This window comes from Thioalkalivibrio sp. AKL10, from assembly GCF_000381845.1.
Classification (GTDB): Bacteria; Pseudomonadota; Gammaproteobacteria; order Ectothiorhodospirales; family Ectothiorhodospiraceae; genus Thioalkalivibrio; species Thioalkalivibrio versutus.
In genome coordinates, this window is the sequence record NZ_KB907144.1 from 17,995 (window position 1) to 37,260 (window position 19,266).

The window sequence follows — 19,266 nt, forward strand, 5'->3', positions numbered from 1 at the left end:
GGGGCCGGCATCGCGTGCTGAAAGGGCGCGTAGTTTACCCCAGCCATCGGTTCCTCGCAGGGTGCCCCGGTCGTCATGGCCATCAGGGGTGTGCCACCACGATACCGGACAACTCCAGCTCGTCCTGCAGCCGTTCGCCCAGCTTCACGGCCTCCTCGCGCTGCGCCAGCGGACCGACCTTCACCCGGTAAATCGGGCGGCCATCGGCCATGGAGTCATCGATGAAGGCCGGCCAGCCCGTGTCGCGCAAGCGGGCCGCCTGCTCGCGCGCGTTGTCCTCGCCGCGGAAGCTCCCGACCTGCACCGCCCACCCGGCCTGCACCGGCTCGTCTGGCTCGATCGAGCGCACCGGCGCATCCTGGCGGGCCGCGGACCCTCCCTGCTCCCCCGCGGCCGCCCGCGCGCCCTCGCCATTCTCCAGGCTGTGCAACTCGGCAACCGGCCCGTCGCGTTCCGCCGCCGGCGCGGCGGGTGCCGTGTCCCGCCGTGCAGCCGGGCGCTCCGATGGCAGGGCGATATCGGGCTCGGCAAAGGTGGGCGCCGCGGGCACCGGGTCATCGATCCCGCTCATGTACTCGTAACCTGCCCCGTCGAACAACCAGGGCAAAAAGATGACCGCCAGCACGATCAGGATGACCGCGCCAACCAGGCGAAAGCGGATGGGATTGTCGCTGCTGGTCATGCGGTCATCCGAGGGCGGCGCCAGGGCCAGTTAAGGAAACACGACACGCCTGTGACAGTACGCTCGCTCGCGCCGGCGTCGCAAGCCGTCGGGCATGACGCTCCTGACGCTCAAAGGGCATGCACAACCTCGCCCGCAGCACCAAGCGCCTCGGCCTGCCCGGACAGTGCCAGCTCGGCCAGGGCCTGCGACTGCTCCAGTACCGCCGCCACGGTGTAGAACGAACCGAACACCACCACCCGGCCGCAAGGTCCGGCGCAACGCGTTGCTTCTGCGAGGGCCGCCGCGACGTCATCCACGCGGGACACCCGGCGTTGTCCGCTCGCCTCCAACTCGGTGGCCAGCGCCGCGGCGGGCAATGCCCGCGGCAGGTCCAGCGGGACCGGCACCCAGGCATCGACGAGGCCATCCAGACGACTCCACATAGCGGCCCGCTCCTTGTCCGCCATGACGGCGACCAGGGCCACCACCGCACCCGGGGCGGGATGCGCCTCCAGCCAGCGCGCGAGTTCGTTGACCGCATGCACGTTGTGGGCAACATCCAGCAGCCATTCCGGCTCGCCGTGCAGCCGCTGCAGACGCCCCGGCGCCGAGATCGCCAGGGCCCGACTGACGACACCATCGTCGAGCCCCCGGGCCAGTCCCAGTGATTCGACCACAGCGAGGGCCGTAGCCGTGTTCAGGAGCGCCGCACCATCAATCCGGGCGGCTGCGCCCTCGACCCGCCATTCGCGCGCCGTCCCCTGCCACCGCCATCGTAGCGTCGTCGCGTCACGCGTCAGGGCGAAATCACGCCCGCTGCGCAGGACCTGCGCCCCCAGTTGTGCGGCATGCTCCAGCACGCTGGCCGGCGGTTCGGGCTCGCCCAGCACTACCGGGCGATTGGGGCGCATGATACCGGCCTTCTCGCGGCCGATCGCCTCGCGACTGTCGCCCAGCCAGGTCTGATGATCGAGGTCCACCGCGGTGATCGCAGCGACGTCGGCATCCCAGATGTTGACGGCGTCCAGGCGCCCGCCCAGCCCTACCTCCAGCACCTGTACCGCGACTCCCTGCTCGCGGAACAGCCAGACCGCGGCCAGTGCACCGAATTCGAAATAGGTCAGGGAATCCTCGCCGCGAGCCTGGTCGATCGCCTCGAAGGCACGGCACAGGGCGGCATCGGAGACGGGCTCGCCGTCGATGCGGATGCGTTCGTTGTAGCGCAGCAGGTGCGGCGAGGTGAACAGGCCGACCTTCAGCCCCTGCGCCTGCAGCAGGGCCGCGGTGCGCGTCGCCACCGTCCCCTTGCCGTTGGTCCCGGCCACGATCACGGTGGGCGGTCTGCCGGCCCCACGCAGCCCCAGGCGGTCGGCCACCAGGGCAATGCGCTCCAGGGTCAGATCCATTCCCACGGGATGCAGTTGCTCCTGGAAGGCGAGCCACTGCGCCAGGGTCGTGAAGCGCACCGGCTGCCTCAGGCGGGGCGCGGCGCGTCGACGCGCTCGCCGTCCGCCCCGTTTTCGGGACTGATAACCTCGACGGACCCCTCACCCTCCGCCTCATCTGCGGTTGGGTCGGCGCCCGGCGCCGGGGCGTGGGTCAGCACGCCCAGCACCGCAGCCAGACGGCTGCGCATGTCACGGCGATCGACGATCATGTCGATCGCGCCATGCTCGAGCAGAAACTCCGAACGCTGGAAGCCCTCGGGAAGGGTCTCGCGCACGGTCTGCTGGATCACGCGCGGCCCGGCAAAGCCAATCAGGGCATTCGGCTCGGCCACGTTCAGATCACCCAGCATGGCCAGGCTCGCGGACACACCCCCCATGGTCGGATCGGTCATCACCGAGATGAACGGGATGCGTTCTTCCTGCATGCGCGCCAGCACCGCGCTGGTCTTGGCCATCTGCAACAGCGAAAACAACGCCTCCTGCATGCGCGCACCACCGGAGGCACTGAAGCACACTAGCGGGATGCCCTGTTCCAGCGAGCGGTTGGCCCCGCGCACGAAGCGCTCGCCCACCGCGGAGCCCATGGAACCGCCCATGAAGCGGAAGTCGAAGGCAGACGCCACCAAGGGGCGCCCCAGAAGCTGGCCCTGCATCACGATCAGAGCATCGCGCTCGCCGGTGGCCCGCTGGGCCGCCACCAGGCGATCCTTGTACTTCTTGGAATCGCGGAATTTCAGGACATCGGAGGATTCGATATCCGCCGCGATCTCCTCGCGGCCCTCGGCATCCAGGAAGGTCTCCAGGCGCCGGCGTGCGCTCATGCGGCGGTGATGACTGCATTTCGGGCAGACATCGAGGTTGCGTTCCACCTCGGGGCGATAAAGCGTCGCGTCACAGCCCTCGCAACGGACCCACAGGCCCTCCGGGACCCCCCGCTTGGTCGCATTGTCGGTGCGGATGCGCGAAGGCATCAACTTCTCGAACCAGCTCATGCCGTCTCCCCGTAATTCGAATCGGCGCCGCGCATTCTACACCGTGGCTGCCGCGCCCGGGGAGCGCGCCGCATCCATGGCATGACGCATCTCACTGACCACCGCCGCCGCCGCACGGGCGAAGCCGTCGGCATCGCCGTCGTGCTCCTCGGCCAGGCGCACGATCGCGCTGCCCACCACCACGGCATCGGCCACCTGCGCGACCCTCCCTGCGGTCTCGGCATCGCGAATGCCGAAGCCCACGCCCAACGGCAGCCCGGTGTGGCGACGCAGACCTTCCAGGCGCGCGGCCAGTGCCGAGGTATCCAGGGTCTGCGAACCGGTCACGCCCTTCAGCGATACGTAGTAAACGAAGCCGCGCGCCGCCCGGGCCACATGATCGATACGTGCCTCCGAGGTCGTGGGCGCGATCAGGAAGATGGGATCGATGCCGGCCTGCTCCAGCAGTCCAACCACGTCCTCGCTCTCCTCCGGCGGCAGGTCCACCGTCAGCAGCCCATCCAGCCCGGCCGCCTTCGCGGTCTGGGCAAAGGTCTCGTACCCCATGCGCTCGACCGGATTCAGGTAGCCCATCAGGACCACCGGCGTGGTGGTGTCGGTTTTGCGGAACTCCGCCACCATCGCCAGCACGTCGCGCAACCCGGTGCCAAAACGCAGGGCCCGCTCGCAGGCCTTCTGGATCACCGGGCCATCGGCCATCGGGTCGGAAAACGGGACGCCCAGCTCGATCAGGTCGGCCCCGGCCTCCACCAATGCATGCATCAGGGGTACGGTGGCCCCCGGCTCCGGGTCGCCCGCCGTCACGTACGGGATCAACGCCGCGCGATTCTGTTCGCGCAGTTCGGCAAAACGCTGCTCGATGCGACTCATAGCGTAATCCCCTCGCGTTCGGCCACGGTGTTCAGGTCCTTGTCGCCGCGCCCGGACAGATTGATGATGATGCTTTGATCGGGACGCATCTGCGGGGCCAGGTCCAGCACATGGGCAATCGCATGACTGGTCTCCAGCGCCGGGATGATGCCCTCGGTGCGGGTCATGCGGTGGAAGCCGGCCAGCGCCTGGTCATCCGTTACCGACACGTAGTTCACCCGGCCGATGTCCTTCAGCCACGCATGCTCCGGCCCGACGCCCGGGTAGTCCAGGCCCGCCGAGACCGAGTGCGTGCCGATGATCTGGCCATTCTCGTCTTCCATCAGGTACGTCCGGTTGCCGTGCAGAACGCCCGGCTGCCCGGCGCACAGCGGCGCAGAGTGGCGCCCGGTCTCGACCCCGTCGCCCCCGGCCTCGACCCCGACCATTTCCACCGACTCATCGCCAAGGAACGGATGGAACAGCCCGATGGCATTGGACCCGCCGCCAACACAAGCGACCAGGGTATCCGGCAGGCGGCCAGTCATCTCCAGGTGCTGCTCGCGCGCCTCGCGGCCGATCACCGCCTGGAAGTCCCGGACCATCGCCGGATACGGGTGCGGCCCTGCCACGGTCCCAATGATGTAGAAGGTGTCGTCGACGTTGGTCACCCAGTCGCGCATCGCCTCGTTCAACGCGTCCTTCAGGGTGCGGGTCCCGGATTTCACCGCCACCACCTCGGCGCCCAGAAGGCGCATGCGATAGACGTTCTGTGTCTGGCGCCGGGTGTCCTCTTCGCCCATGTAGACCACGCATTCCAGCCCCAGCCGCGCGGCCACGGTGGCCGTCGCGACGCCGTGCTGTCCGGCACCGGTCTCGGCGATGATTCGCTTCTTGCCCAGGCGCTTGGCCAGCAGGGCCTGGCCGATCGTGTTGTTTACCTTGTGCGCGCCGGTGTGATTCAGATCCTCGCGCTTGAGGTAGACCTGCGCCCCACCCAGTTCCCGCGACATGCGCTCGGCGTGGTAGAGCGGGTTCGGCCGCCCAACGAACTGCTTCAGGTCATGATCCAGCTCCGCCAAGAAGTCGGGATCCTGCATGTACTGCTCGTATACCGCCTGCAGCTCGTCCAGCGCCCCCATCAGGGTCTCGGACACGAAGCGCCCGCCATACGGCCCGAAATGCCCACGGGCATCCGGGAAAGCCGCCCAGTCAATCTTGTTCATCAGTCTCTACCTCGCATTGACGCACCGCCTGCACGAAGGCCCGCATGCGTCGTGCATCCTTGATTCCGGGCGCGGATTCCACCCCAGAACTCACATCGACCCCGTACGGACGCAGGTGTTCCAGCGCAGCGCGCACCGAGTCCGAATCCAGTCCCCCGGCCAGCAGCCAGGGCCGTTCCAGTGCGTCGGGGACCCGCTGCCAATCGAAGCGATGCCCCGATCCGCCGCTGCACCCCCCGCCATGACTGTCCAGGAGAAACCCCTGGGCATCCGGGTGCTGCTCCATCACCGGGCGTGGATCCTGCCCTTCGCCCATGGCGATGGCCTTCAGATAAGGCCGCCCGAAGCGCGCGCAAAACGGCGCCGTCTCGTGCCCGTGAAACTGCAGGCAATCCAGCCCTACCGTCTGCAATACCGTTTCGACGCGTGACGGATCCGGGTCCACAAACAATCCCACCGTGGTCACGAACGGGGGCAGCGCGGCCGCGATGGCCGCGGCCTGCGCCGGCTCTACCGCCCGCCGACTCGCTGCATGAAACACCAGCCCGATGGCATCGGCCCCAGCCGCCGCCGCGGCACGTGCCTGTGCCGGGCTCGTCACTCCGCAGATCTTCACCCGATAACGCATGCGCCCGCCGGCCTCCTCTATCCGGTCGCAAAGCCTACCAGAACCCGGCACGCGATCCGGCTTTCCCGCAATCACCCCGGCGCATTCCCCGGGACGCCATCGAGGACCGGCCCCGCGGTGATCGGCAGCTCGAACTCCACCGGATAATCCACATGCACGAAATAGAGCCCGCCGGCCGGCGCGGTGATCCCCGACGCGCGCCGATCCCGCGCCGCCAGAACCTCCATCGGCCAGCCCACTTCGGCCCGACCATCCCCCACCGCCAGCAGAACGCCGGCGATGTTGCGCACCATGTGGTGCAGAAAGGCATTCGCGTGGATATCCAGAATGACGTAGGAGCCGCGCCGGCGCACCGACAGCGAATGCACCCGGCGCACGGGCGACTTGGCCTGGCACGCCGCCGCTCGCAGGCTGCTGAAATCGTGCTCCCCCACGAAGGCCTGACCGGCCCGATGCATGCGCCGGGCATCCAACGGCCGTCGCCACCACGATACCCGCCCGGCCTCCAGCGCCGGACGGATCTCGCGATTCGCGATCACATAGCGGTAGCGCCTCCCGAACGCGCCGAACCGGGCGTGGAAGGTATCGGGTACCGGCTGCGCCCAGGTCAGCGCAATCGCACCCGGCAGACGACTGTTGCTTCCCAGGATCCAGGCGCGTGGTTCACGTTGTGCCGGGGTGTCAAAGTGCACCACCTGGGCGGTGGCATGGACGCCCGCATCGGTACGCCCGGCACAGTTCAGCTCCACCGGGTGATTCGCCACGAAGCCCAGCGCCGCCTCCAGGTGGCCCTGGACGCTCGGACCATCCTTTTGCCGTTGCCAGCCCAGCAGCCCGCGGCCATCGTATTCGACACCCAGCGCCCAGCGCTGGCGCGTGGCCGGCCCCGTTCCACCCCCGGATGACACCGACATCTGGTCGCTATTCAAAACCCTGCCCCCAGCACCATCCACCAGACCGCCGCCACGCCCGCCCACAGCCAGGCCAGCGCAGCCTTGGGGATTCGCCAGCCCGAGATCATCGCGGATTCCGCCGGGAGCTCTGCCGTGACAGCGCCACCCCCTGCGAGGGCCTGATCCAGGCGCAGGACAAGCCATTCCCGGACCTGTGCCAAGCGCACTCCGCGCACTCCGCGCAGGCCCGCCCGGCGTTGCTCCAGTGCGACCCGTTCACCCTCGAACATGGCCAGTGCCAGAAACAGACGTCGCGCGAAGCGCTCGCCCCAGCCCCCCAGCACCTGGCGTGGGCCGCCCAGAATGCCCCCAAGGGCACGCACCAGGGCCGGCCGCGGGAAGCGTCCGGTCATCCAGACCACCAGCACCACCACGAGCATCAGTGCAGCAATACGCCATCCGGCCACCTGCAGTCCCGTGCCCCAGTCTCCGCCCCCGGTCGGCCACACCCCGTAGAACACCACGAGCGAGAGATAAAACCATTTCAAACGCAGCACCAGCCGGCCCGCACGGCCCCAGTCCAGACCGGTCAAGGCCAGCCCTCCGGCCACTACACCCGCGACGGCCACCACCAGCGGCTCGGCCGGCACTAGCGCCGCAGAAACGCCCAGCACACCCAGCAGCGCCGCTGCCGCGGCTCCGGCATCGCCCTCAGCGGGGGCCGACCTCATCGGCTCTTCCGCGCTCATCGCCACTCAGCGCCCATCCCCATCCTCGAAACCAAAAGGCCCCGCCCGAGAGATCCCCCCGGGCGGGGCCGCACATCGTAGCCATGATCGGTTCACGGCGCCGGCATCACCAGCCCGACACGACCCGGCTCCAGCAATCAGCTTCCCTGAATCTGATCCCGGATCGCCTCGGCCTCGCGCTTCTGTTCGTCGGTACCGGAGGCCAGAACCTCGTCGATGAGCTCCTGGGCACCCTCCGCATCGCCCATGTCCGCATAGGCCTGGGCCAGACTCAGCCGCGTCACGTTCTCGTCATCGCCGGCCCCATCCGCACCTCCCCCGGCATCGGCCGATTCCGGCGCGGCGAATGCCTCGCCCGAGGCTGGCAGATCCTCGTCCATTTCCAGTCCGGTCTCCTGGCCTTCGCCACTGTCACCGCCACTGGCGGGCGCATCAAGGTCCGGAAGCTCGTTCTCCTCGAGGTCGAAGGACAGGTTGTTCAGGTCATCGTCTGTCTGGCCTTCTTCCGCAGTCGCTTCGGCCGCACTGGCGAGGTCCTGTTCCAGGTTGTCGTCGATATCAAACGAAAGCCCCTGATCCTCTGCCGTACCCGGCTGTTGCGCATCGGCACGCGGCACCGCATCGTCGGAATCCGGCAGCTCCAGATCGGAGAAATCGATCTCGTTGCTGTCAGCGTCGCCCCCCGCGGCCCCGGGGTCCACCGAAGCCGGCTCGTCAAGGGAATCGGCGCTGGCCAGGCCGGCCGCCCCGGAGGCACCGCCCAACTTCGACTCCAGCTCCGAGAGGCGATCGCGCAGGGCATCGTCGTCCGCACCCAGGCGATCGCGCAGGGCCGTCGCCGCCTCGCGTGCGCCCGCTTCGTCCTCAAGCGCCACATGGGCCTCGACCAGCTTGAGCCGGTACTGATTGTTGTCCGGGTTCTCCTTCAGGGCTGCGTTCAGCGTCTCGACCGCCTGGTCATTCATGCCATAGGCCAGGCAGACATCCACCTCGGCCAGCACGTCGTCCATGCCCGCCGCACCCTCGCTGGTGCTGGAGACCACCACTTCGCCCACCTCTTCTTCGGGTTGGGCCGGTGGATGCGCGGATTCTTCCTGCACGGTCTCTGCAGACTCGTCGGAGCGCGAAGCGGCCGTTCCCACAATGGTTCCGGCCGCAGCCGCGGTCGCGGCCCCGGACACCCCGGAACCCGCGCCTCGCTCGCCGCCCTGGACTTCACGCGCCTCGTACCCCGTGGCACCCACGGTCGACGCCTGCACCCCGCTGTTGTCGGCCCGCGGCTTCAGGCCGGAACCGTGTTCGTCGACCATCACCTCGCGGCGGCCGCCGCGGGCAAAAGCCAGCAACACCAGTAGCAGCAGAATGACCAGCGCAATCGCCATCATCAGCAGCAACGGATCGTTCACAATGCGTTCGTGCAGCGGGGCATTGCGTTCGGCGTCCGCACGATCCAGACGCGTGCGCAGCTGTTCGCGCTCGGCGCGCAGCTGGCTCAGCTGTTCCTCGAGCCCAGCCATGTTCTCGCTGGAGATCTCGGCCAGACGCCCGCGCTCGCCCAGCTCCTCGCGCAATTCGGAGAGCTCGTCGCGCATTCCGTCCATTTCGGCGCGCTGGGACAGCAGGGCTTCCTGCAGCAGCTCTTCGGAACTGCCCTGGGTTGCCCCGGCTTCGGCTTCTTCCGGCAGCAGATCGGCGACGATCTCCAGGCGATCCTCGGCCGCCACCTCCTCGGTCGCGGCCTCGTCGCCCACCGCCGTTTCGTCCTCGGTCACGGCCGAGTCCGATTCGGCCAGCGCGGATTCGTCGTCCTCAACCGCCGCGGCAGCGTCCTCTGTAGCAGCCGCTTCTTCGTCCTCGGCCAGCGCCTCGCCCTCGACACCCTCCTCAGCCGCGGCCGGAGCCGGCTCTTCGCGGGCGACGCGAGTGGATTCCTGCCAGGCGCGCGTCTGGTCGGCAACCTCGGCCCGCGCCTCGGCGGTACTACGCGCGTCCAACTGATCGCGGGACGGCGTACGCAATTCCGCGTCCGCGCGCAGCGAATTGATGTTGTTACCCATGAAGGCCTGCGGATTGGCGTCGAGGAACGCGAGCATGGCCTGCTCGTCGCTGTATCCCGAGACACCGCTGCGGCGCACGACCGCGTAGAGGGTGTCGCCACTACGCACCCGGATGGTTTCGCCTTCGCGGGTCGCACGCGGCGCCGCGCCGGGGTCCCCGCTCACGGCCGGCGCAGAAGTTCCGGAAGGCATCGTGCCGGGCGGATCCAGCAACAACGAGACCTCGCGCATGGCGCGCCCGCCATCCCAGCGCGCCTCCAGCAGCATGCCCACATAGGGCTCGCGCACCGGCCGGCGTGTGGTCAGGATGATGCGGTCACCCTCGACCTGGATGTTCAGGTCCCCCGGAACACCGCCACGGTTCAGACCGGCGCGGCGGTATGCCTCCTCGGAAGCCTGGCGAATTCGCAGGGAGTCGCCGGCAGCTGCCGCTCCCCGCAAGGGAATCTCCGCCCGCAAGGGCTGATTCAGGAAGGATTGAAGATTGATTTCGCCGAAGCCCACGGAACTCGAGGACGCCGGGGCCACCAGCAGCAAGAACAAAAACCCAACCAAAAACTTGCGCACGAATTCCCCCTGAAAATGCCACGTGGCCGTACTGCCTCGGCCGACACGGCCGATGACCCCCTGGCCACGGATGTACCGGGTAGTGTCCCCGGCGTTTTCCCGGATTAAATCACAGGTAATCGCGGATCAAAACCTCCGCGATCTGAATCGTGTTCAACGCGGCCCCCTTGCGCACGTTGTCCGAGACCACCCAAAGGTTCAGTCCGCGGGGGTGGGAAATGTCCTCGCGGATGCGGCCGACGAACACCGCATCCTTGCCGGAGCCCTCGGTCACCGCAGTTGGATAGCCCCCGTCCTCGTGCTTGTCCAGCACCGTGATCCCCGGTGCGCCGGAGAGGATTTCGCGCGCCTTCTCCGCACTGATCTTCTCGCGCGTCTCGATATGCAGGGCCTCGGAATGCCCGTAGAACACCGGAATGCGCACCGCGGTCGGGTTCACCAGGATGGACTCGTCGCCCATGATCTTCCGGGTCTCCCAGACCATCTTCATCTCTTCCTTGGTGTAGCCATTGTCCTGGAAGACGTCGATGTGCGGCAGGGCATTGAACGCGATCTGCTTGGGATACACGTTGCACTCCACCGGACGGCCATTCAGCAACGCCGCCGTCTGGTGCGCCAGCTCCTCGATCGCCTCCTTGCCGGTTCCGGACACGGCCTGGTAGGTCGCCACGTTGATCCGTTCAATGCCCACCGCATCGTGCAGCGGCTTCAGCGCCACCAGCATCTGAATGGTGGAGCAATTCGGATTCGCGATAATCCCGTGTTTCGTGTAATCGCCCACCGCGTCCGGGTTCACCTCCGGAATCACGAGCGGGATTTCCGGGTCGTAGCGGAACTGGGAGGTATTGTCGATCACGACGCAGCCGGCCGCCGCCGCCTTGGGCGCATATTCCGCGGACACCGAGGCGCCCGGCGAGAACAGCCCGATCTGCACCGTGGAAAAATCAAAAGTCGCCAGGTCCTCGACCTCCAACTCGCGCCGGCCGTAGTCCACCGTCTTGCCCACCGACCGCGAGCTGGCCAGGGCATGCACGCGCCCGATCGGCAGGTCGCGCTCGGCCAGGATGGACAGCAGGGCCTCGCCAACGGCGCCCGTTGCCCCGACCACGGCCACGTCAAATTTGCGGTCACTCATCGTTAATTCCCGGTTTAATTTTGATCTTCAAGCTATTGATAGTTCTATTGAACCGTAGGATGCGACGAGCGCAGCGAATCGCATCAATCTCTTCCCCAGCGGAGGCAATGATGCGTTTCGCTGCGCTCAACGCATCCTACACTTGCGCGTGATACAAGCCCCGTTCGTGAGGCCGCCTCAATCGTCCAACGCAGCCACCAGGGCATCCCCCATCCCCTGCGTACCGACCAGCTTCATGCCTTCACCGAAGATGTCTGGGGTACGCAAGGCCTGATCCAGTACCCGACCCACAGCCGCCTCGATGCGTTCGGCCAGGTCGTTGCGGTTCAGACTATGACGGAGCAGCATCGCGACCGACAGCACCGTCGCCATCGGGTTGGCCTTGCCCTGCCCCGCAATATCCGGTGCCGAACCGTGGATCGGCTCGTACAGGCCCACGCCCTCGCTGTTCAGCGAGGCGGACGGCAGCATGCCGATGGAGCCGGTCAGCATCGCCGCTGCATCGGACAGGATGTCGCCGAACATATTGCCGGTCACCATCACGTCGAACTGCTTCGGGTCACGCACCAGCTGCATCGCGGCGTTGTCCACATACATGTGAGACAGCTCGACCTCGGGGAATTCCTTCCCGACACGCTCGACTACCTCGCGCCACAGCTCCGAGACCTCCAGCACGTTGGCCTTGTCCACCGAGCACAGACGCTTGCCCCGTTTCATCGCCGCCTCGAAGCCGACCCGGGCGATCCGCTCAATCTCCGATTCGCTATAGACCAGCGTATTGAAGCCGACCCGCTCGCCATTGCGTTCCTCGATCCCGCGTGGCTGGCCGAAGTAGATCCCCCCGGTCAGCTCGCGCACGATCAGGATGTCCAGCCCGCTTACGACTTCTGGCTTCAGCGTGGAAGCCGAGGCCAGCTGCGGATACAGGATCGCCGGGCGCAGGTTCGCGAACAGGCCGAGATCCGAGCGGATGCCCAGCAGCCCACGCTCGGGGCGCAGGTCGCGCTCCAGCGACTCGTACTGCGGGCCACCCACCGCCCCCAACAGGATCGCGTCTGCACGACGCGCCGCCTCGCGGGTGGCCTCCGGATAGGGGTGCCCGGCCGCGTCATGCGCCGCGCCCCCGATCAGGCCCTGCTCGATCTCCAGATCCAGACCGCCGATCTCGCCCACGCGCTCCAGCACCTTCAGCGCCTCGGCCACGATCTCGGGCCCAATCCCGTCCCCGGGCAATACCAGAATTCGGCTCACAAACCTCTCCCAAGTAACTATTATTCTTTACCTATACATTCCCAGTGGCAACGTCATTGCGAGGAGCCGCAGGCGACGTGGCAACCTCCGTGGGCGCCCCGACGTTTACCTGAGCCAGCGCCGGAGCTGCCCTGCGAGATCGCCACGTCGCTTCGCTCCTCGCAATGACGGTGCTCCCTGCCCCCGTCATTGCGAGGCCCCGCCAGGGGCCGTGGCAATCCCCGGACGCCCCCCGACGTTTGCCGGGACCAGCGCCGGGGCTGCCCTGGGAGATCGCCACGTCGCTGCGCTCCTCGCGATGACGGTGCTTCCTGCCCCCCGTCATTGCGAGGCCCCGCCAGGGGCCGTGGCAATCCCCGGACGCCCCCCGACGTTTGCCGGGACCAGCGTCGGGCCACCCACGGAGATCGCCACGTCGCTTCGCTCCTCGCGATGACGGTGCTCCCTGCCCCCGTCATTGGGAGGCCCCGCCAGGGGCCGTGGCAACCTCCCAAAGCTGGCAGAGCGCCGGTACGGGGATCTGGTGGTTACGGACGGGGGTTGCTTCGTCGCTTCCCTCCTTGCAATGACGGTGCCCGGATCCAGGCCGTGCCAGACGCGCCGTCTACCGTTGTTGTTCCGCCATCCACGGCCATTCGCGGCGCTGGCGCTCCTCGAAGGCCCGAATATCGTCCGCGAACTGCAGCGTCAGGGCGATATCGTCCAGCCCATTCAGCAGGCGGTGGCGGCGGTCCTCGTCCAGCGTAAAGTCGAATACGGTACCGTCCGGCGCGGTCACGGTCATCTCTTCTAGGTTCACCTCGACCTGGGCACCGGGGTTCGCCTCCACTTGGTCGAACAGGCTTTGCACCTCGTCTTCGGCCAGCACGACCGGCAGCAGCCCGTTCTTGCAGCTGTTGGAGAAGAAGATGTCCGCGAACGACGGCGCGATCACCGCACGAAAACCGAAGTCCGTCAGCGCCCACACCGCGTGTTCCCGCGAGGAGCCACAGCCGAAGTTCTTGCGCGCCAGCAGGATGGTCGCCTGGTCAAACGGCGCCTGGTTGAGGACAAAGTCCGGGTTCGGCCGGCGCTTCGAGCCATCTTTACCCGGCTCGCCCGGGTCCAGGTAGCGCCAGTCGTCGAAGGCATTGGGACCGAAGCCCGTGCGCTTGACCGACTTCAGGTACTGCTTGGGGATGATCGCGTCGGTATCCACGTTGGAGCGGTCCAGCGGCGCGACGATCCCCTTGTGTACGGTAAAGGCCTGCATCGCTCAGCCCTCCAGCTTCGACGGTTCGATGAAATGCCCGGCGACGGCCGCCGCGGCGGCCAGCGACGGGCTGACCAGATGCGTGCGCCCACCCTGCCCCTGGCGGCCCTCGAAATTGCGGTTCGAGGTGGAGGCGCAGCGCTCGCCCGGCTCCAGGCGGTCGGCGTTCATCGCCAGGCACATCGAGCAGCCCGGCTCGCGCCACTCGAAGCCGGCATCCAGGAAGATGCGGTCCAGCCCCTCCTGCTCCGCCTGCTGCTTCACCAGCCCGGAGCCCGGCACCACCATCGCCAGCTTGATGTTGTCGGCCTTCTTGCGGCCCTTCACCACCTCGGCGGCGGCGCGCAGGTCCTCAATCCGGGAATTCGTGCAGGACCCGATGAACACCTTGTCCGGGCGGATCTCCGTCATCGGGGTATTCGCCTTCAGGTCCATGTACTCCAGCGCCCGCTGCATGCCCTCGGCGCGCACCGGATCGGACTCGGCCGCCGGGTCCGGCACCCGCCCGTCGATCGGCGCGACCATCTCCGGCGAGGTGCCCCAGCTGACCTGCGGGGCGATCTCGGCGGCATCCATCTCCACCACCGCGTCGAACTCGGCATCCGGGTCGGAGACCAGCGTGCGCCAGTACTCGGCCGCCCGCTCGAACATCTCGCCGGTCGGCGCCTGCGGCTTGCCGCGCACGTATTCGATGGTCTTCTCGTCCACCGCGACCATGCCCGCACGGGCCCCGGCCTCGATCGACATGTTGCAGACGCTCATACGGCCTTCGATCGACAGGCTGCGGATCGCGGAGCCGGCAAACTCGATCGCGTAGCCGGTACCGCCAGCGGTGCCGATGCGGCCGATGATGGCCAGCACCACGTCCTTGGCGGTGACGCCCGGGCGCAGCGCGCCTTCCACACGGATCTGCATGGCCTTGGTCTTCTTTTGCCACAGGCATTGCGTGGCCAGCACATGCTCCACCTCGGAGGTGCCAATACCAAAGGCCAGCGCGCCCAGCGCGCCATGCGTGGAGGTATGCGAGTCGCCGCAGACTACGGTCATGCCCGGCAAGGTCGCGCCCTGCTCCGGGCCGATCACGTGCACGATGCCCTGGCGCACGTCCGCCATCGGGAAGAATTTCAGCCCCAGGCTCGTGACGTTGCTCTCCAGTGTTTCCACCTGGATGCGCGAGACCGGATCCGCAATCCCCTGGTCGCGGTTCTCCGTGGGCACGTTGTGATCCGGCACCGCCAGCACGGAATCGCCGCGCCATGGCTTGCGCCCGGCCAGCCGCAGCCCCTCGAAGGCCTGCGGACTGGTCACCTCGTGCACCAGGTGGCGGTCGATGTAGAGCAGCGTCGAGCCATCCGGCTCCTCGCGCACCCCATGCGCCTCCCACAACTTGTCATACAGGGTCTTGCCAGCCATTACCTACTCCCGCGGCCGTGCCGCGTTCTGTCGTTCTTGCGTCCCACCGCCAGCAATCCGCCGGCGCTATACAGGCCCGCCCTTGCACGGCATTGCCAAATGCACCGTCATTGCGAGGCCCCGCAGGGGCCGTGGCAACCTCCGTCCGGAACCACCGGATCCCGGTACTGGCGCTCTGCCAGCCTCAGGAGGTTGCCGCGTCGCCTTCGGCTCCTCGCAATGACTTCATTTCAGGACGACCGTTTAAAGGAGTCTGCGGCCAGCCCGGTATTCTTTCAAATCCGATTTCTTATCCGTATCATTCCATACGGTTATATAGGTGCCGGGTCATGCAGAGCCCGACCATCGAACGGACCATTATCTCACGCAGGGATTGGAGAGACACGGATGCGCCCGGAACAACTGAGTGTCGAATCCCTGCAAGCCTTCGTCGCGGTCGTCGACACCGGCGCCTTCTCCGCCGCCGCCGAGCGGCTGCACCTGACGCAGCCCGCGATCAGCAAGCGCATCCAGTCCCTGGAGGCCACGCTGGAGCGTCCGCTGTTCGAGCGCCAGGGCCGCCGCGTTCGGCCGACGGAGGTCGCCGAACGCCTGCTGCCCGAGGCCCGGGAAATCCTCGCCCGCCTGCGCGCCATCGAGCAGCAGGTCGCCGACCTCGACCAGGTAGTGCGCGGCCGCATCCGCCTGGCCACCTCGCACCACATCGCCCTGCACCGCCTGCCCACGCCACTGTCGGCCCTGCGCGAGCGCTACCCGGAGCTGGAACTGGAACTGGCATTCATGGATTCCGAGGCCGGCATCGAGGCCGTCATGCACGGCGACGCCGACCTGGCCCTGGCCACCCTGCCCGAGGATCTGCCGAAGGGCGCCGAGGCGCACACGGTATGGACCGACGACCTCGTCCCCATGGTCGCCCGCAACCGCGCTGACGATACCCCGCTGGATACCCTGCGGCGCCTGCACGACTGGCCGGCCATCCTGCCGCCCGCGGATTCCACCACCCGCCGCCAGATCGACCAGGCCCTGGCCGCACAGGGCCTGCACCCCACCGCCGCCCAGGAAAGCCCCTACCTGGAAGTCATCCGCATGATGATCGCGGCCGGCCTCGGCATTGGCTTCCTCCCCCGCACCATGGCCACCGACGACCTCGCCGTGCTCGACTGGTCCGGCGCGCCCGTCGCCCGCCAGCTCGGCTGGGTCCGCCATGCCGAGCGCTACCGCTCCCGCACCCTGGAGGCTGTCATCGAGACGTTACAGCCGCCGCAGTAACCGGATGGCCGCCCCCTTCCAGGCCGGCAGCCGCGCGGTCAGGCGCGGGCGGCTTCGCGGGGGAGGAGGGACGAGATCATCCAGGTGGCGAAGATGAAGAAGGTGGAAGCGATCAGGGCGCCTTCCAGGCCCCAGACCATGAAGATGGCGCCGGAGGCGACGGTGCCGACCAGCCGGCCGCCGGCGTTCGCCATGTAGTAGAAACCGACTTTCATCGCGACGCGGTCGGCGTCGGCGTAGTCGAGGACCAGGAAGGAGTGGACGGCGGAGTTGATCGCGAACACCACGCCGAACACGCCCAGCCCGACCATCAATACCCAGGCCGGGTCCAGGCCCACCTCCAGCCCGATCACGATGGCGATCGGCAGCAGCATCAGGATGAAGGCCCACAGGCGCGCGGTGAGCCCGGTCGGATGCACCCCGCCCTTACCCAAGAGGCGCGGCACGGAGGCCTGCACGACGCCGTAACCGATCACCCACAGCGCGAGGAACGCGCCGACCTGCATGTGGTTCCAGTCCAGCGTGGCGCTGAGGAACACCGGCAGCGCGACCACGAACCAGACATCGCGTGCGCCGAACAGGAAGAAGCGTGCGGCCGAGAGCACGTTGATGGCGGCGGAGTTGGAGAACATCTGGGTGAACTTCGGCTTGCCACCGACCTTGCCCAGACCCCGCGGCAGGCCCACCACCGAGAACAGCATCACCACGGCGAGCATCCCAGCCAGGATCACCAGCGCCATCTGGAAGCCCACGCTGTAGAGCAGCGCCCCGCCGACGAAGAAGCCGACCCCCTTCAGCGCATTCTTGGAGCCGGTGAGCACCGCCACCCAGCGAAACAGCCTCCCCTCTCCGTCGCCGGCGACCAGCTTTACGCCGGACTTCGCGCTCATCTTGTTCAGGTCCTTGGCGATCCCGGACAGGGCCTGGGCGAACATCACGTAGGCCACGCCAAGCCAGGCCTCGGGCACCGTGAGCATCAGCAGCGCCGCCACCTGCAGCAGCGTCCCGCCGATCATGGTGGTGTTCACCCCCAGCCGCGCGGCCAGCCAGCCGCCGGTCAGATTGGTGATGACCCCGAACAGCTCGTAGAACAGGAACAGGAAGGCGATCTCCAGCGGGCTGTAGCCCAGCTGGTGGAAGAACAGCACGACCAGCATGCGGATCGCGCCGTCGGTGACGGTGAACGCCCAGTAGTTCGCGGTGATCCGCGCGTAGGCACCCAGCCCCAGGGTAGGCGGCCCGCCGGAGTTTGGCTGGTCGGCCGTGCCGCTCACAACGGCCTCAAACCCCGAGCTTGGCGACGCGTGCGACCAGCTCGACCAGCCGGTTCGCGTAGCCCCATTCGTTGTCGTACCAGGCCAGCACCTTCACCTGCGTGCCATCGACCACCATGGTCGACTGGGCATCCACGATGGACGAGCGCGGGTCGGTGCGGAAATCGCTGGACACCAGCGGGCGCTCCTCGTAGCCGAGGATGCCGTTCAGATCGCCGTTCGCGGCCTCGCGCAGCAGGCCGTTGACCTCCTCCGCCGTGGTCTCGCGCGCGGCCTCGAAGGTGAAATCGGTCAGCGACGCGTTCATCAACGGCACGCGCACCGCATGGCCGTTCAGACGCCCGTTCAGTTCGGGAAAGATGTCGCCAATCGCCTTCGCCGAGCCGGTAGTGGTCGGGATCAGGTTCAGCCCGGCTGCACGGGCCCGGCGCAGGTTGTCGCGCGGCAGGTCCACCGGCGACTGGGTGGCGGTCATATCGTGCACGGTCAGAATGGTCCCGTGGCGGATCGACAGCGCCGGGTGCAGCACCTTGACCAGCGGCGCCAGGCAGTTGGTGGTGCAAGAGGCAGCCGTCACGACGTGGTGCTTCGCGGGATCGTAAGCGGCGTCGTTCACACCCATCACCACGTTCAGCGCGCGCTCGTCCTTCACCGGCGCCGCGACCACCACGCGCTTCGCGCCCCGGGTGAAATGCGGCTCCAGCGTGACCATGGTGCGGAAGGCGCCAGTGGCGTCGATCACGATGTCCACGTCCGACTCGCCCCACGGCACTTGCCCCGGCTCGGCCAGGCTCGTGTGGCGCAGCTCGCGCCCGTCGATCCGGATCCGGTCCGCTTGGGCCTCGGGCTCGCGGCCCCAGCGCCCGTGAACGGAATCAAACTCCAGCAGATGCCCGGTAACGGTCCCGTCCGCGGCGGCCTCGTTCAGATGCACGACCTCGATGTCGTCCCGGCCCCATGCCGCGCGCAGGGCCAACCGACCGATCCGCCCCATACCGTTTATACCGACGCGCACCGCCATGGAGCCCCTCCCGCGAAAAATCGCGTCAGCATACCCCGCCCAAATGACAAACGCATGACGCCCGAGCGCTGAAACCCGGCTCGTCAGTTGAGCCAGACGATCCCGGCGTTGAGGTAGATGGCGAAGGCGACCCACAGCAGGTACGGCACCAGCAGCGCGCCGGCGATACGGTCAATGCGCCAGAAGGCGATCAGAGTGGCCAGGATCAGCGGCCACAGGATCAGGATCTCGGCGAGCGCCAGATCCGGGCGTTGGATGCCGAAGAACAGCACCGACCAGCCGAGATTGAGCGCGAGCTGGGCCAGGAAAAACCCCAGCGCAATCGGGGCGCCGGTCAGGCCGACGCGCCGCCAGACATGCCAGGCGGCGAGACCCATCAGGCCGAACAGCACACTCCAGACCGGGCCGAATACCGCATCCGGCGGATTCAGTGGTGGACGCGCCAGTGTCGGATACCAGTCGCCCACCGAGAGACTGGTTGCCCAGCCACCCAGCCCGGCCACGGCAAACACCAGCACCATCCAGCCCAGGAGCCCGAGCATGTCCGTGGCAAAGGAGCGCCGCTGCGGGCGCGGGGA

General features: G+C 67.7%; 17 protein-coding genes. 1 reads left to right on the plus strand and 16 read right to left on the minus strand.

Annotation, left to right across the window (positions count from 1 at the left end):
* Positions 1 to 82 precede the first annotated feature (82 nt).
* The 13 genes from G333_RS0108900 to leuC form a co-directional block, all read right to left on the minus strand.
* The gene (locus G333_RS0108900; protein ID WP_019628242.1) at positions 83 to 682 is read right to left on the minus strand and encodes an SPOR domain-containing protein; all 600 of its coding nucleotides are present in this window, start codon (positions 680 to 682) and stop codon (positions 83 to 85) included.
* A gap of 110 nt (positions 683 to 792) precedes the next feature.
* Entirely contained in the window at positions 793 to 2,130 is a 1,338-nt protein-coding gene (gene folC, locus G333_RS0108905) for a bifunctional tetrahydrofolate synthase/dihydrofolate synthase (RefSeq protein ID WP_019628243.1), read from the minus strand.
* Between the two features lie 8 nt (positions 2,131 to 2,138).
* Positions 2,139 to 3,104 (minus strand): acetyl-CoA carboxylase, carboxyltransferase subunit beta, encoded by a 966-nt coding sequence (accD, locus tag G333_RS0108910; RefSeq protein ID WP_019628244.1) that lies wholly within the window; start codon positions 3,102 to 3,104, stop codon positions 2,139 to 2,141.
* A gap of 36 nt (positions 3,105 to 3,140) precedes the next feature.
* The gene (gene trpA / locus G333_RS0108915; protein ID WP_018650236.1) at positions 3,141 to 3,974 is read right to left on the minus strand and encodes a tryptophan synthase subunit alpha; all 834 of its coding nucleotides are present in this window, start codon (positions 3,972 to 3,974) and stop codon (positions 3,141 to 3,143) included.
* Entirely contained in the window at positions 3,971 to 5,179 is a 1,209-nt protein-coding gene (trpB, locus tag G333_RS0108920; RefSeq protein WP_019628245.1) for a tryptophan synthase subunit beta, read from the minus strand. The genes trpA and trpB overlap by 4 nt, the downstream gene beginning before the upstream one ends.
* Positions 5,166 to 5,807, minus strand: a complete 642-nt coding sequence (locus tag G333_RS0108925) for a phosphoribosylanthranilate isomerase (RefSeq protein WP_019628246.1) — start codon at positions 5,805 to 5,807, stop codon at positions 5,166 to 5,168. Before G333_RS0108925 ends, trpB begins: the two co-directional genes overlap by 14 nt.
* Positions 5,808 to 5,878: 71 nt before the next feature.
* A complete protein-coding gene (gene truA / locus G333_RS0108930) occupies positions 5,879 to 6,721 on the minus strand; it encodes a tRNA pseudouridine(38-40) synthase TruA (RefSeq protein ID WP_018937750.1) in 843 nt (280 codons plus the stop codon).
* 11 nt (positions 6,722 to 6,732) lie between these two features.
* Complete coding sequence (locus tag G333_RS0108935) at positions 6,733 to 7,449, minus strand: hypothetical protein (RefSeq protein ID WP_019628247.1); 717 nt, start codon at positions 7,447 to 7,449, stop codon at positions 6,733 to 6,735.
* Between the two features lie 137 nt (positions 7,450 to 7,586).
* A complete protein-coding gene (locus G333_RS0108940; RefSeq protein WP_019628248.1) occupies positions 7,587 to 10,073 on the minus strand; it encodes a FimV/HubP family polar landmark protein in 2,487 nt (828 codons plus the stop codon).
* Positions 10,074 to 10,182: 109 nt separating this feature from the next.
* A complete protein-coding gene (locus tag G333_RS0108945; RefSeq protein WP_018145859.1) occupies positions 10,183 to 11,208 on the minus strand; it encodes an aspartate-semialdehyde dehydrogenase in 1,026 nt (341 codons plus the stop codon).
* Between the two features lie 177 nt (positions 11,209 to 11,385).
* Positions 11,386 to 12,459 (minus strand): 3-isopropylmalate dehydrogenase, encoded by a 1,074-nt coding sequence (leuB, locus tag G333_RS0108950; protein ID WP_018937754.1) that lies wholly within the window; start codon positions 12,457 to 12,459, stop codon positions 11,386 to 11,388.
* A gap of 604 nt (positions 12,460 to 13,063) precedes the next feature.
* On the minus strand, positions 13,064 to 13,711 hold the full coding sequence (gene leuD / locus G333_RS0108955) for a 3-isopropylmalate dehydratase small subunit (RefSeq protein ID WP_019628249.1): 648 nt from the start codon (positions 13,709 to 13,711) through the stop codon (positions 13,064 to 13,066).
* 3 nt (positions 13,712 to 13,714) lie between these two features.
* Positions 13,715 to 15,124 carry a 3-isopropylmalate dehydratase large subunit gene (gene leuC / locus G333_RS0108960; RefSeq protein WP_019628250.1) on the minus strand — a complete coding sequence of 470 codons (1,410 nt, stop codon included), beginning with the start codon at positions 15,122 to 15,124 and terminating at the stop codon, positions 13,715 to 13,717.
* 387 nt (positions 15,125 to 15,511) lie between these two features.
* On the opposite strand from leuC, the gene G333_RS0108965 reads away from it, so the two are divergent.
* Positions 15,512 to 16,393, plus strand: coding sequence for a LysR family transcriptional regulator (locus G333_RS0108965; protein WP_019628251.1), 882 nt, complete (start codon positions 15,512 to 15,514; stop codon positions 16,391 to 16,393).
* Positions 16,394 to 16,431: 38 nt separating this feature from the next.
* Here the strand turns inward: G333_RS0108965 and arsJ are convergent, their stop codons facing one another.
* From arsJ to G333_RS0108980, 3 genes are all read right to left on the minus strand, one after another.
* Positions 16,432 to 17,667: an organoarsenical effux MFS transporter ArsJ gene (gene arsJ / locus G333_RS0108970; RefSeq protein ID WP_019628252.1), complete on the minus strand. Its 1,236-nt coding sequence runs from the start codon at positions 17,665 to 17,667 to the stop codon at positions 16,432 to 16,434.
* A 7-nt stretch (positions 17,668 to 17,674) separates the two neighbouring features.
* The gene (locus G333_RS0108975) at positions 17,675 to 18,688 is read right to left on the minus strand and encodes an ArsJ-associated glyceraldehyde-3-phosphate dehydrogenase (RefSeq protein ID WP_019628253.1); all 1,014 of its coding nucleotides are present in this window, start codon (positions 18,686 to 18,688) and stop codon (positions 17,675 to 17,677) included.
* Between the two features lie 83 nt (positions 18,689 to 18,771).
* The gene (locus G333_RS0108980; RefSeq protein WP_038038270.1) at positions 18,772 to 19,230 is read right to left on the minus strand and encodes a TspO/MBR family protein; all 459 of its coding nucleotides are present in this window, start codon (positions 19,228 to 19,230) and stop codon (positions 18,772 to 18,774) included.
* Positions 19,231 to 19,266 lie beyond the last annotated feature (36 nt).